Genomic DNA, 13,824 nt, shown 5'->3' with positions numbered 1-13,824 from the left:
GGCTCCTACAGACATTTCGCGTCGCAAAATAAGAATTCGATATAGATCTAATCGTTTTAATAAAAAAATGATTGGCATCATATAGCCATCATCCTTCTCAGCGCCCTCCCAGCCTCTACACTCAAAGCGAGCCAGCCCTTGGACGCTGGCAAACAAGGACTCGGTGCCGAGGCGTGCAATGGATTGGTTGGACTGGCAATTTCTCAACGCACACGCTGAACACACACAGCAATTGATCAGCAGCAGCCATAACCTGTACCTGGTATTTACTGCCTGGCTGGTGGCCTGCGCAGCAAGCTTGGCTACGTTGCATATGGTTGAGCGCGCCGCTAATGCGGAAAAAACGGCAGCTAAAACGGTCTGGCGCTGGCTAGGAGCAAGCTGTCTGGCGGTCGGGGTGTGGGCCATGCACTTCATCAGCATGCTGGCGTTTGAGTCCTCGCTCGAAGTCCATTACGACTTGGGCATTACCATTGGCTCGCTGGGTTTTATCTGGATGGGCGCCCTTTTGGCCATGCAGGTGCTCAATCGCCTCACGCTCTCGCGTCCTCATTTGCTCCTGGCAGCGCTGATTTTTGGCCTAGGCATTAGCGGCATGCATTACTCCGGCATGTCAGCTATGCACTCCAACAGCCTTAGGCATTACAACACCACCACGGTTGTGCTCTCACTAATACTGGCCGTAGGCGCCAGCTATTGGGCCTTGCAAATGACCATATCAATGCGCTCGACCCAAGGCCTGTTTCACCATGTCTTAAAGTACGCCATCAGCATCACGGCAGGCTCGGCCATCCTCAGCGTGCACTTTATCGGCATGTGGGCGCTGCACACCTTCTCGACTAGCGGCGACCCTAGCCAGACACATATTCAAACCAACCATTGGCAACTGGCGCTGATGATTGCCGTGATGACCTTGCTGTTGATTGCCAGCAGCATCAGCGCAGCCTTGGTCGACAAGAAACTGCAGCAAAAGGAACACGACCTGGTACGGGTCAACGCGCTGCTCAGCCAACTGGATGCAGCACGCATGTTGTTGCAGCAAGTGGCGCATTACGACCCACTGACCAACCTGATCAACAGACGGGGTTTCAACCAGATTTTTGCCGAAAAACTCACTGATTGCGCAACAAGAGGCGGCAAGCTGGCCGTAATGTTTCTCGATATTGATCATTTCAAACGCATCAATGACAGCCTCGGCCACGACGCTGGAGACGAGTTACTCAAGACCATCGCCAACCAAATAAAAAGCGCTGCACGCAGCTATGAAGACGTGGTCGCACGCTTTGGAGGCGATGAATTTTGCATTTTGATCAACATCCATGAACGCGATGAAGCCCAAAGCATGGCCAAACGCATCATGCAGACGCTCAAAGAGCCCATCGAACTGGCTGGACGGCGCATGGTGATGACCACCAGCATTGGTATCAGCGTGTTCCCAGACGACGGTGCCACCAGCACTGAGCTGCTAAAACATGCAGACCTGGCGCTTTACCAATCCAAAGGCAATGGTCGTAACAGCCTCAACTTCTTCAGCCCGAACCTGACAACCCGTGCTTCTCTGGAACTGCAAATAGAAGAAGAACTGCGCCATGCGCTAAATGAAGACAGCGGATTGTTTCTGCACTACCAACCCATTTTCGACCTCACACAGCGACGCGTCGCCAAGTTAGAAGCCTTGGTACGCTGGGATCACCCCACGCATGGCTTGCTAGCCCCCGATCGTTTTATCGGCATCGCTGAAGCCAACGGCCTTATTGCACAACTGGACAACTGGGTACTGCGCAAGGCCTGCCAGGATTTAGCGGCACTGACCCAACTGGGCTGGCAACAGCTTGCAGTCGCAGTCAATTGCTCGGCGCTAAATCTAGTGCGAGTAGAACTGGCTGACGAAATTGAAAGTGCGCTGCACGCCTCCGGGATCGCCCCGCACCGTCTAGAACTCGAAGTTACTGAAAACGCGCTGATGGGTAATATCAGCAGCACCTCAGCGTTATTGCGCCAAATTCGAGCACTGGGCGTGTCTTTGTCGATTGACGATTTTGGTACCGGATACTCATCACTGGCCTACTTAAAACGCTTGCCACTCAATACCTTGAAGATTGATCGCTCTTTTATCCAAGACATTCCGACCTCCAGTCAGGACATAGAGATTGTGCAAGCCATCATCGTGATGGCCCACACCCTACACCTGCAAGTTGTGAGCGAAGGGGTCGAGACCACCCAACAATTTGAGCTTTTAAGCCATTACGGATGCGACTTTATCCAGGGCTACTTACTGAGTCGCCCCGTGCCTTTTGAGGCGCTGCATACGCTGCTAGAACAACTGAATAAAAACCCCCGCCCGACCTCTGACTACGCCACCTTGCAGCTCTCCGGCCAATGAAGTCACCGACGCAGCCAAGATCAATGGGCAGACAAAAAAGCCAACACATCGACTGTGGCGTTTCTTCACGGCAAGTGGCCACTATTTAGACGCCAGTTACTGGGCTACACACTTTCCGGCCGATATACCAGTGCAAAAATGCTCGAATTTGGTGCGCTCAGTTATTTGCGCGCCCTTTCCTGGACCATTACCCAAGGCGATACCACCACAGCCCACAGCTCAGGGTCACGTTCAAGAACGTCTAGCGCCTGCTGTTCAGTCATCTTTCCAAACACCCCAGAGGCCATCCAGGCACTCACTTTCTCTGCCTCATCCTGAGTCACAGCCAGTGCAGCATCGATCAAGTCTAATTCAGGGCCAACCCACAACAATTCGCCTTTCGCAAAGAACGGCTGCAACACTTTCCACTCGATTGTTGAGGTCTCGCCAAGCAGCTTGGCATAGAGGGTGCTAGGTTCTTTATTCATGGGATTCACCAGGTAAAAAAATCGGCGCAATGATAGCGCCGCACACCCGGTAGAAAAACCCAAATTAAGGTGGAGGAACGAGGGAAAGAGCAAATGGCCAAGGACGGAAAAGCTGAACTGGCAACATCCTGATAAAGATCAGCCACATAATCCGCCGCCATTCTGTCTCTTTCTTTCGTTTAAGCGACATTCCCTGTTTTTTCCCCTAGCAGCCCGCTATTCAAGCGCTAAACCGGCGCTCTACACTGTACCGGTACAGTTGCAGGGGGGATTGATCGGGAATTTCGCTCAGAAAAAACCCGGTCCGGCTGCCTTGGCTTCCAGGACTATAAAAAATACAACAGAAGAGTGGAGCACCAATAAAGATGGCTAAGAAGCAGATTACTAGACTGTTTGCCGCTATGGTTTTGGCCGGGGTTGCCAGCCATTCATTCGCAGCAGACACCATCAAAATCGGTATTGCAGGTCCGAAAACCGGGCCAGTGACTCAGTACGGCGACATGCAGTTCATGGGCGCCAAACAAGCCATCAAAGACATCAACGAGAAAGGCGGTGTTGACGGTAAAAAGCTTGAAGCGGTCGAATACGATGACGCTTGCGATCCAAAACAAGCTGTCGCTGTCGCTAACAAAGTGGTCAATGATGGCGTCAAATTTGTTGTAGGTCACCTGTGCTCCAGCTCCACTCAGCCGGCTTCGGATATCTACGAAGACGAAGGCATCATCATGATTACTCCGGCGGCCACCAGCCCGGAGATCACGTCGCGTGGTTACAAGCTGATCTTCCGCACCATTGGCCTGGACAGCGCCCAAGGCCCGGCAGCGGGTAACTACATTGCCAAATTCGTTAAGCCGAAAGTCGTTGCTGTACTGCACGACAAACAGCAATACGGCGAAGGCATTGCCACTGCGGTTAAACAGACCCTGGAAAAAGACGGCGTTAAAGTCGCTGTTTTTGAAGGCATCAATGCTGGCGACAAAGACTTCGCTTCTATTATTGGCAAGCTCAAACAAGCCAACGTCGATTTCGTTTACTACGGCGGTTACCACCCAGAGCTGGGCCTGATCCTGCGTCAAGCCAAAGAAAAAGGCCTGAACGCCAAGTTCATGGGCCCTGAAGGCGTGGGCAACGACTCCATCTCGCAAATTGCCCAAGGCGCCTCTGAAGGTCTGCTGGTAACCCTGCCGAAGTCCTTTGACACCGACCCGGCCAACAAAGCCATTGCTGACGCAATCAAAGCCGATAAACAAGACCCAAGCGGCCCGTTCGTGTTCCCGGCTTACTCCGCTGTTCAGTTGATTGCTAAAGGCATCGAGGCTGCCAAAAGCGAAGACCCAACCAAAGTCGCCGAAGCTATCCATGCCGGTACGTTCAAAACCCCGACGGGTGACCTGAGCTACGACGCCAAAGGCGACCTGAAGGACTTCAAATTCGTGGTCTACGAATGGCACTTCGGCCAGCCTAAAACAGAAGTAAGCCCTCAATAAGGGTCGGTTCTTGATCTGACAACAAAGCCCACTGCGTAAGCGGTGGGCTTTGTTTTACGGGCCTTAGGCCCACAGAATATGGGCCGCGCTTTCGTGATCCGAGAGTCTCCCCACCTGAAAATCTTTAAAACCGTCACCAGCGGTTCGCTGGCTAAAGACTTGTGCCCAAGCGGGTGTAAATCCGCATTGCCCAAGCCGGAAAATGACTCCACCAGTGAAATGCGTCTCAGGTTTTTAGGAGCTTAGTAATGCCTGATATCTATCACTTCTTCCAAATGCTGGTTAACGGCCTCAACGTTGGCAGCACCTATGCCCTGATCGCCATCGGCTATACGATGGTTTACGGCATTATTGGAATGATCAACTTCGCCCACGGCGAGGTGTACATGATTGGTTCCTACATTGCGTTTATCGCCATTGCCGGACTGACCATGATGGGTCTGGACAGCGTGCCGCTGTTGATGACCGCAGCCTTTATCGCCAGCATCGTCGTGACCAGCGCCTACGGCTATAGCATTGAACGGGTTGCCTACCGTCCACTGCGTGGCAGCAATCGCCTGATCCCGCTGATTTCGGCCATTGGTATGTCGCTCTTCCTGCAAAACCTTGTACTGATGTCCCAAGATTCAAAAGACAAATCGATCCCCAACCTGATCCCTGGTGGCTTCTCCTTCGGTCCAGGAGGTGCTCAGGAAGTCATCGTTTCCTACATGCAAATTGTGGTCTTCGTGGTCACAGTACTGGCCATGTGGGGCCTCACCCTGTTCATCTCTCGCTCACGTATGGGCCGCGCCTGCCGCGCCTGTGCTGAAGACATGAAGATGGCCAACCTGCTGGGCATTAACACCAACAACGTTATCGCGTTGACATTCGTGATCGGCGCAGCACTGGCTGCCGTTGCGGCGGTGTTGATTAGCATGCAATACGGTGTGATCAACCCTAACGCCGGATTTATGGTCGGCCTCAAAGCGTTCACCGCAGCAGTATTGGGCGGTATCGGCAGCATCCCGGGCGCGATGCTCGGCGGCTTGGTGCTCGGTGTCGCGGAAGCCTTTGGCGGTGACATTTTTGGTGACCAGTACAAAGACGTTGTGGCGTTTGGCTTGCTGGTGTTGGTGCTGCTGTTCCGCCCATCCGGCATCTTGGGCCGTCCAGAGGTTGAAAAAGTATGACTCGGCATCTTAAATCAGCGCTGTTCAGCGCCCTCTTGGTCTGGGCGGTTGCTTACCCAGTCCTCGGCTTAAAACTGTCGATCGTCGGCATCGGCCTCGAAGTTCATAATTCCAGCCCGCTCACACTGGCTATCATTGCGATCTGCTCAGTGCTGATGTTCGTGCGCGTATTGTTCAGTGATCAATTGAGCGCAGCCTGGAAAGCCTCCCCCAACATGCCAAAAGTGCCTGCAAAGGCCAGTAACTTCCTGACCCTGCCCAGCACTCAGCGCTGGATCATTCTGGGTCTGGTGGTCGTTGCTCTGGTGTGGCCTTTCTATGGCTCGCGCGGTGCGGTCGACATCGCGACCTTGATCCTGATCTACGTGATGCTGGGCCTTGGCCTGAACATTGTGGTAGGTCTGGCCGGGCTACTGGACTTGGGTTACGTCGGGTTCTACGCGGTAGGTGCCTACACCTACGCCATGCTCTCGCACTACTTTGGCTTTAGCTTCTGGGTGTGCTTGCCGATTGCCGGCCTCATGGCCGCCACGTTTGGCTTCTTGCTGGGGTTCCCGGTGCTGCGTTTGCGCGGGGACTACCTGGCCATCGTGACGTTGGGCTTTGGTGAAATCATCCGCTTGTTCCTGCGTAACCTCACGGACATCACCGGCGGCCCCAACGGTATCAGCAACATTCCCAAACCGACGCTGTTCGGCCTCAGCTTTGACCGAACCGCCGCAGAAGGCATGCAAACCTTTCACGAATACTTCGGCCTCGAATACAACTCGATCAACAAGGTGATTTTCTTGTACCTGATCGCGCTGGTTCTGGTGCTGATCGTGCTGTTCGTGATCAACCGCCTGCTGCGCATGCCGATTGGCCGTGCCTGGGAAGCCTTGCGTGAAGACGAAATCGCCTGCCGCGCACTGGGCTTGAATCCGACCATCATCAAACTGTCGGCCTTTACCTTGGGTGCTACGTTCGCCGGTTTTGCGGGCAGCTTCTTCGCCGCGCGCCAAGGCTTGGTGACGCCTGAGTCCTTCACGTTTATTGAGTCGGCAATCATCCTGGCGATCGTGGTACTGGGCGGCATGGGCTCGCAACTGGGCGTGATCCTCGCCGCTATCGTCATGATCCTGCTCCCAGAAATGATGCGTGAGTTCAGTGAGTACCGGATGTTGCTGTTCGGCGCCATGATGGTGCTGATGATGATCTGGCGTCCGCAAGGTCTGCTGCCAATGCAACGTCCTCACTTGGAGCTGCGAAAATGAGCCGCGAGATATTGAAAGTCAGCGGCCTGAGCATGCGCTTTGGCGGCTTGTTGGCGGTGAACGGCGTGGGCCTCACCGTCAAGGAAAAACAAGTTGTGTCGATGATCGGCCCTAACGGCGCCGGTAAAACGACCGTGTTCAACTGCCTGACTGGCTTCTACAAACCAACAGCAGGCACCATCCTGCTGGATGGCGAGGCCATTCAAGGGTTGGCTGGGCATGAAATCGCCCGTAAAGGCGTGGTTCGTACCTTCCAGAACGTGCGTTTGTTCAAGGACATGACGGCCGTTGAGAACCTGCTAATTGCTCAGCATCGTCACCTCAACACCAACTTTTTGGCGGGTTTGTTCAAGACCCCGGCGTTCCGCAAAAGCGAACGTGATGCCATGGAATACGCCGCGTATTGGCTGGACAAAGTCAACCTGACCGAGTTCGCCAACCGACCCGCGGGTACCTTGGCCTACGGGCAGCAACGCCGCCTAGAAATCGCCCGCTGCATGATGACGCGCCCGCGCATCCTCATGCTCGACGAACCGGCAGCCGGTCTGAATCCCAAGGAAACCGAAGACCTCAAGGCGCTGATCAGCGTTTTGCGCAACGAGCACAACGCCACGGTGTTGTTGATTGAGCACGACATGAAACTGGTCATGAGCATTTCCGACCATATCGTGGTGATCAATCAGGGCACACCTTTGGCCGACGGGACCCCGGAGCAAATCCGCGACAACCCTGAAGTGATCAAAGCCTATTTGGGGGAAGCGTAAATGCTGCAATTTGAAAACGTCTCGACCTTCTACGGCAAGATCCAGGCGCTGCACAGCGTCAACGTCGAAGTGCGCCAAGGTGAAATCGTGACCTTGATCGGCGCTAACGGTGCTGGCAAGTCGACCTTGATGATGACCCTGTGTGGCTCGCCACAAGCCCAAAGCGGCAGTATTCGCTACATGGGCGAAGAACTGGTGGGTTTGAGCTCGGCGCAGATCATGCGCAAGAGCATCGCGGTGGTGCCTGAGGGCCGTCGGATATTTGCCCGTCTGACCGTGGAAGAGAACCTCTCCATGGGTGGATTCTTTACCGAGAAGCACGACTACCAAGTGCAAATGGACAAGGTGCTGCACCTTTTCCCGCGCCTGAAGGAACGCTTCAATCAACGTGGCGGCACCATGTCCGGTGGTGAGCAACAAATGCTCGCCATTGGTCGGGCGCTGATGAGCAAGCCTAAGTTGTTATTGCTCGACGAACCCTCCTTGGGCTTGGCACCGATCATCATTCAGCAGATTTTCGACATCATCGAACAACTGCGCGATGAAGGGGTGACGGTGTTTTTGGTGGAACAAAACGCCAACCAGGCGCTTAAAATTGCTGACCGCGCCTACGTACTGGAAAACGGCCGAGTCGTGATGGAGGGCACTGGCGAGCAATTGCTCAGCGATCCAAAAGTGCGTGACGCTTACCTAGGCGGCTAACCCTGCCCTGTCCTACAAAAACGGCCCTTCGGGGCCGTTTTTCATTGTTTAAACCACTGCACCAGATAATCCGCCAGTACTTGCGTGCGCTTGGGCAAGCCGCCTTGGTAGGGATGCACCAGGTACATCGGGTTGCTGCGCGTCTGGTAGTTGAGCAGTAATTCGCGCAAACGCCCGTCTGCCAATTCAGCCTGGAGCATGTAGGACGGCAAACGTGCGATACCCGCGCCGATCAACGCGGCTTTTTTCAACAAGCTGTAGTGATTACTGGCAAACGGTCCCGACACCCGCACCTTATGCAGTTCATGCTGCTGGTGGTATTGCCACTCTTCGCGACCGCTGTAATGGCTGTTAAGCAGGCAGCGATGTTCAACCAATCGCGCGGGCGTTGTCGGCTCGCCGTATTGCTCAAGATAAGCGGGGCTGGCGCAGGTTATTTCATGCCAGTTGAGAACCAATTTCGCCACCAGCCGCTCACTGCTGCCCACCTCTGATCGAATCGCCAGGTCAAACCCCTCACGCGACAAGTCGCGGTAACTGTTGTTCAGCTCCAGCTCAATCTGTACCCGCGGATAGTCGCGTGAGAATTCCAGCAGCAAGGCGTCAAAAAAGGTTTCGCCCAGCGACACTGGCACGGTCAGCCGGACCGGCCCCGCTATGTCGTCCTTGAGCCGGGCCAACGCCTGTCGCGCCCTCTCCACTTGCACGACCAGCGCCTGCGCTTGCGGCAGTAAGGCAGCGCCCGCAGCAGTCAGGCTCAAGCGTCGTGTCGTGCGATGCAGCAATACCACTGAGAACTGGGACTCCAACTGACTGATGCGTTTGGACAATTGCCCTTTACTGCACCCCAACTGTTGAGCTGCCAAGGTAAAACTCCCTGCATCGACCAACACCGCAAACGCCGCCAGGTCATCCATCTCGCTCATGGATTGTTTCCATATAAAAACCAAAGGTTGCCTATTAGTGCGCTTATCGCCTGCAAAAACCACTACTAGACTGAGCCTACACCTCCTCATTCAAGGAATACCCAATGAAAATCCTGTTGATCGGCGCTAACGGCACCCTCGGTTCAGCCATTGATCGCGAGCTCTCGGCGCGCCACGAGATCGTGCGGATTGGCCGCAAAAGCGGCGATTTTCAGGTTGATATCAGTGACAGTGCTTCGATTCGCTTATTGTTCGAACAGACCGGGCGCTTTGACGCACTGGTCTGCGCGGCTGGCAACGTCAACTTCGTACCCTTGGCCGACATGAGCGAAACCGATTTTGCCTTGGGGTTGCAGGACAAACTGATGGGCCAGGTCAACTTGCTGCTAATCGGGCGTGAGTACGCCAACGACAATGCGTCGTTCACCTTCACCAGCGGAGTCATTGACCGCGAGCCCATTCGCACTGGCAGCTCGGCAGCACTGGTCAATGCTGCGCTCGACGGCTTTGTCCGGGCGGCGGCCATCGAATTGCCACGCGGCCTGCGGGTGAACTCGGTCAGCCCAACCGTACTGGCAGAAGCCATGGATAAGTACGCGCCATACTTCCGCGGCTTCAAACCGGTTTCAGGTGCCGACGTGGCGCTGGCCTACGCCAAAAGCGTCGAAGGCCTGCAGACCGGGCAAACCTATCAGGTGGGCTAATTCCAAATCCTGTCGCCGCGGCTCAAGGCGGCGATGGGTTTAGGCTTGTGATGCAGAGCAAGCCTAAGTAACGTGGCGGCATTAGTCAGGAGTCCCAATGATGCGCGCTGCCCGTTCCCTCGCTCTAGTCGCTCTGTTGCCCGTGTTCGCGGGCTGCCAAATGTTCAACAGCAAACCTGCCGATACCAACGCCGGGCTGACCCGCTTGCAAGGCGAGCTGGTTTCATCCAATGGCCAACTGATTTTCCAACCGTGCGTCGGACAACAGCGCTATGAAGTGCGTGACGGTGCCACAACCACGCTCGTACAAGACGCGACGGATATGCCTGACAAGCCAGGCAAGCTGTTCGCCGATATTCGTGGCCGTTTTGTCACCGCCAAAGCCTCCGACGCCAACGGCGAAGTACAGGTGCAGCAGCTGTACCGCCTAGAACGCAGCAGTTCTGCCTGCCAAGACCCTAACTTCAAACAACAGACCGTCAACGCCAGCGGCAACGGGCCTGCGTGGGAAGTACAAGCGGGAGGCAAAGGCATGGTGCTCAAACGTGAAGGCCAGCCAGACCTGGCACTGCCTTATGTAGAAGAGCAAGTCGGTGATGGTCGCTTCTCGCTGTCTACCGAAGCCAACAATCAGCGGATTGAGTTGTGGGTCGCCCCGCAGCGCTGCACCGACAGCGTTAATGGCAGCGTGCAGCACCTGGCAGCCGAACTGCGAGTCAATGGTCAGGTTCAACGCGGTTGCGGCTATTTCGGCGGCGCACGTAACGACTAAGCGACAACTGTAACCACAGATTGCAGTTTTACCCTGACCCTCGGGGTCGAAGCCGCTTATAATCCCCGGTTCGCAAAAGGCTGCCGGGGTTTACCTGGCCCCGATACTGGACTCAGTCATGTTACGAATCACCGAACTCAAGTTGCCGATCGACCATCCCGAAGAAGACCTGCGCCCTGCCATCGTGCAGCGCCTGGGCATCGCCAGCGATGATCTGCTCGATTTCACCTTGTTTAAGCGCAGCTACGATGCGCGTAAAAAAACCTCCGAATTGTGCTTCATCTACACCATCGACCTCTCTGTACGCGATGAAGCCACGCTGCTCACTAAATTTGCCGATGACCGTAACGTCAATCCGGCGCCGGATGTCAGCTACAAAGTCGTCGGCCAGGCCCCGCACGATTTGAATGAACGCCCGATTGTGGTGGGCTTTGGCCCATGCGGTATTTTCGCCGGGCTGCTGCTGGCACAAATGGGCTTCAAACCGATCATCCTTGAGCGCGGTACCGAAGTGCGCCAGCGCACCAAAGACACATGGGGCCTGTGGCGTAAAAACGTGCTCAACCCTGAGTCCAACGTGCAGTTTGGTGAAGGCGGCGCAGGGACATTCTCTGACGGCAAACTTTACAGCCAGATCAAAGACCCGAAACACCATGGCCGCAAAGTGCTGCACGAGTTTGTCAAAGCGGGCGCCCCCGAAGAGATCCTCTACGTCAGCAAACCGCACATCGGCACATTCCGCCTCACTGGCGTGGTCGAAAACATGCGTCAGCAGATCATCGCGCTGGGTGGCGAAGTGCGTTTTCAACAGCGCGTGACTGACGTGCTGATTGAAGACGGGCAACTGACAGGCGTCATGCTTGCCGACGGCGAACAACTGAACGCACGCCACGTGATCTTGGCGCTGGGCCACAGTGCTCGCGACACGTTCCGCATGCTCCACGGCCGTGGCGTGTACATGGAAGCCAAGCCCTTCTCGGTCGGTTTCCGAATTGAACACCCGCAATCGCTGATCGACAGTGCGCGCCTAGGCAAATACGCCGGCCACCCTAAACTGGGCGCTGCCGACTACAAACTGGTGCACCACGCCAAAAACGGGCGTTCGGTCTACAGCTTCTGCATGTGCCCAGGCGGCACCGTCGTGGCCGCCACCAGCGAGCCGGGCCGCGTTGTCACTAACGGCATGAGCCAATACTCGCGCAATGAACGCAATGCCAACTCCGGCATCGTGGTCGGCATCACACCAGAAGACTATCCGGGCGGGCCGCTGGCCGGCATCGAGTTGCAAGAGCAACTCGAAGCTCACGCGTATGTGCTGGGTGGCAGCAACTACGAAGCCCCCGCGCAGCTGGTTGGCGACTTTATCGCCGGCAAACCGTCGACAGCGCTGGGCAGCGTTGAGCCCTCTTATAAGCCGGGGGTTTCCCTGGGTGATTTGGCGCTGGCCTTGCCGGCCTACGCCATTGACGCCATTCGCGAAGCACTGCCTGCGTTCGAGAAGCAGATTCGCGGTTTCTCGATGCACGACGCTGTGCTGACCGGCATCGAAACCCGCACCTCGTCGCCACTGCGCATGACCCGTGATGCATCCATGCAGAGCCTTAACGTCAAAGGCCTGTTCCCCGCGGGTGAAGGCGCAGGTTATGCCGGAGGTATCATGTCGGCCGGTGTCGACGGTATCCGCATTGCTGAAGCCGTGGCACGCGACATCCTCGGTATCGACGCATAAGCAGACCCCGTAAGAGCGAGCTGGCTCGCGATCTTTTGATCGTTTAGAAGATCGCGAGCCAGCTCACTACAAGGGCCTGCTCATCCTTTACTGACTGACGTTGATGCACAGCTGCTAATCTCTTGAGCGACGTGGAATCAAACCGTTGCTTATAACAATAAAGAATATATTTTTTGTTTTAACAACTATCCGCACAGGTTAGGGTGTTGCACCTTCTAACTACTCGATGGAGAGCCACCTTGCCTCTGCGTAGCACTTTCACTCGTTTTTTTCAGATGGAAGCTGCCAGCGGTCTGCTGCTGATTGCGGCTGCGGCTCTGGCGTTGATCATCAACAACTCCCCGCTTTCGCACTACTACACGGCCTTTCTGGATGTACCTGTAGCCGTGCAGATTGGTGCTCTTCAAATTGCCAAACCTTCGCTCCTGTGGATCAACGATGGCCTGATGGCCTTGTTCTTTCTGCTGATTGGCCTTGAGGTCAAACGCGAAGTGCTCGAAGGCCATTTATCCAAGCCCTCACAGGTAGTACTGCCCGGTGCGGCGGCGGTGGGCGGAATGGTGGTTCCGGCGCTTATCTACTGGTACCTCAACCGGGACTTCCCGGACGCCCTCGACGGCTGGGCGATCCCCATGGCCACCGACATCGCTTTCGCCCTCGGCGTACTAGCCTTGCTGGGCAAGCGGGTACCTGTCTCGCTCAAACTGTTTCTGATGACACTGGCAATCATCGACGATCTGGGCGCCATCATCGTAATTGCGGTGTTCTACTCCAGCGAATTGTCCGGTGTCTCATTGCTACTGGCCGCGGCGTGTTTGGTGGTGCTCATCCTGATGAACCGCATGGGCGTGATCAAGGTCGCGCCTTATATGATCATCGGCCTTATTCTATGGGTCTGCGTGCTCAAAAGCGGCGTCCACGCCACGCTGGCAGGTGTGACGTTGGCGTTCTGCATACCACTGCGGACCAAAAACTCCGAGCCTTCACCGTTAATGACCATTGAGCACGCTCTGCACCCTTGGGTGGCTTACGCCATTCTGCCGCTGTTTGCCTTTGCCAATGCAGGCCTATCGTTCACGGGCGTCAATGTGCACAGCTTTGTACACCACGTACCGTTGGGGATTGCCGCTGGCTTGCTGATCGGTAAAACCGTGGGTGTGTTTGGCCTCACCTGGTTCGCCATCAAAACCGGCCTTGCGGCATTACCGACCGGCGCAAACTGGGGCCAGTTGTTTGGCGTGGCAATTTTGTGCGGTATCGGCTTCACCATGAGCCTGTTCGTTGGCTCACTGGCGTTTGTGCCGGGCAGCAGCGACTACGTGGGCATGGACCGCATGGGTATCCTGACGGGCTCAATTCTGGCTGCCTTGATTGGCTACACCGTCACCGCCTTCTTCAGTCGCAAACAAGCTGACGCCTGACCGACGCTTTAATGTTGCCCCTATTGCGATTCAACCGCTAAACG

General features: G+C 55.6%; 12 protein-coding genes. 10 read left to right on the top strand and 2 right to left on the bottom strand.

Translation table 11 applies throughout. From position 1 onward, the window contains the following. Positions 1-178 precede the first annotated feature (178 nt). Positions 179-2,383, top strand: coding sequence for a putative bifunctional diguanylate cyclase/phosphodiesterase (locus tag B347_RS0117830; RefSeq protein WP_019411056.1), 2,205 nt, complete (start codon positions 179-181; stop codon positions 2,381-2,383). Positions 2,384-2,544: 161 nt separating this feature from the next. Here the strand turns inward: B347_RS0117830 and B347_RS0117825 are convergent, their stop codons facing one another. Then, on the bottom strand, positions 2,545-2,850 hold the full coding sequence (locus tag B347_RS0117825; protein WP_019411055.1) for a DUF2288 domain-containing protein: 306 nt from the start codon (positions 2,848-2,850) through the stop codon (positions 2,545-2,547). A gap of 359 nt (positions 2,851-3,209) precedes the next feature. Between B347_RS0117825 and B347_RS0117820 the strand changes: the two genes are divergently transcribed. The 5 genes from B347_RS0117820 to B347_RS0117800 all read left to right on the top strand — a co-directional run bounded on the left by B347_RS0117820 (position 3,210) and on the right by B347_RS0117800 (position 8,228). Then, positions 3,210-4,337 carry a branched-chain amino acid ABC transporter substrate-binding protein gene (locus B347_RS0117820; protein ID WP_100218044.1) on the top strand — a complete coding sequence of 376 codons (1,128 nt, stop codon included), beginning with the start codon at positions 3,210-3,212 and terminating at the stop codon, positions 4,335-4,337. 248 nt (positions 4,338-4,585) lie between these two features. Beyond that, complete coding sequence (livH, locus tag B347_RS0117815) at positions 4,586-5,509, top strand: high-affinity branched-chain amino acid ABC transporter permease LivH (RefSeq protein ID WP_019411053.1); 924 nt, start codon at positions 4,586-4,588, stop codon at positions 5,507-5,509. Then, the gene (locus tag B347_RS0117810; RefSeq protein ID WP_019411052.1) at positions 5,506-6,762 is read left to right on the top strand and encodes a high-affinity branched-chain amino acid ABC transporter permease LivM; all 1,257 of its coding nucleotides are present in this window, start codon (positions 5,506-5,508) and stop codon (positions 6,760-6,762) included. The genes livH and B347_RS0117810 overlap by 4 nt, the downstream gene beginning before the upstream one ends. Next, complete coding sequence (gene livG, locus B347_RS0117805; protein ID WP_019411051.1) at positions 6,759-7,526, top strand: high-affinity branched-chain amino acid ABC transporter ATP-binding protein LivG; 768 nt, start codon at positions 6,759-6,761, stop codon at positions 7,524-7,526. Before B347_RS0117810 ends, livG begins: the two co-directional genes overlap by 4 nt. After that, positions 7,527-8,228 carry an ABC transporter ATP-binding protein gene (locus B347_RS0117800; RefSeq protein ID WP_019411050.1) on the top strand — a complete coding sequence of 234 codons (702 nt, stop codon included), beginning with the start codon at positions 7,527-7,529 and terminating at the stop codon, positions 8,226-8,228. 41 nt (positions 8,229-8,269) lie between these two features. Here B347_RS0117800 and B347_RS0117795 read toward each other — a convergent pair whose 3' ends face one another. Beyond that, positions 8,270-9,154 (bottom strand): LysR family transcriptional regulator, encoded by an 885-nt coding sequence (locus B347_RS0117795; protein ID WP_019411049.1) that lies wholly within the window; start codon positions 9,152-9,154, stop codon positions 8,270-8,272. 104 nt (positions 9,155-9,258) lie between these two features. Here B347_RS0117795 and B347_RS0117790 point away from each other — a divergent pair, with 104 nt between their 5' ends. The 4 genes from B347_RS0117790 (at position 9,259) to nhaA (ending at position 13,780) form a co-directional block, all read left to right on the top strand. After that, positions 9,259-9,858: a short chain dehydrogenase gene (locus tag B347_RS0117790; protein ID WP_019411048.1), complete on the top strand. Its 600-nt coding sequence runs from the start codon at positions 9,259-9,261 to the stop codon at positions 9,856-9,858. A 100-nt stretch (positions 9,859-9,958) separates the two neighbouring features. Then, entirely contained in the window at positions 9,959-10,630 is a 672-nt protein-coding gene (locus B347_RS0117785) for a COG3650 family protein (protein ID WP_026014266.1), read from the top strand. Positions 10,631-10,748: 118 nt separating this feature from the next. After that, positions 10,749-12,359 (top strand): NAD(P)/FAD-dependent oxidoreductase, encoded by a 1,611-nt coding sequence (locus B347_RS0117780; RefSeq protein ID WP_019411046.1) that lies wholly within the window; start codon positions 10,749-10,751, stop codon positions 12,357-12,359. Positions 12,360-12,598: 239 nt separating this feature from the next. Next, the gene (gene nhaA, locus B347_RS0117775; RefSeq protein ID WP_019411045.1) at positions 12,599-13,780 is read left to right on the top strand and encodes a Na+/H+ antiporter NhaA; all 1,182 of its coding nucleotides are present in this window, start codon (positions 12,599-12,601) and stop codon (positions 13,778-13,780) included. Positions 13,781-13,824 lie beyond the last annotated feature (44 nt).

It is taken from the genome of Pseudomonas psychrophila HA-4 (genome assembly GCF_000282975.1).
GTDB classification, from domain to species: Bacteria; Pseudomonadota; Gammaproteobacteria; order Pseudomonadales; family Pseudomonadaceae; genus Aquipseudomonas; species Aquipseudomonas psychrophila_A.
The sequence above is the reverse complement of the archived record's forward strand: the minus strand, read 5'-3'. Positions and strand labels throughout refer to the sequence as shown.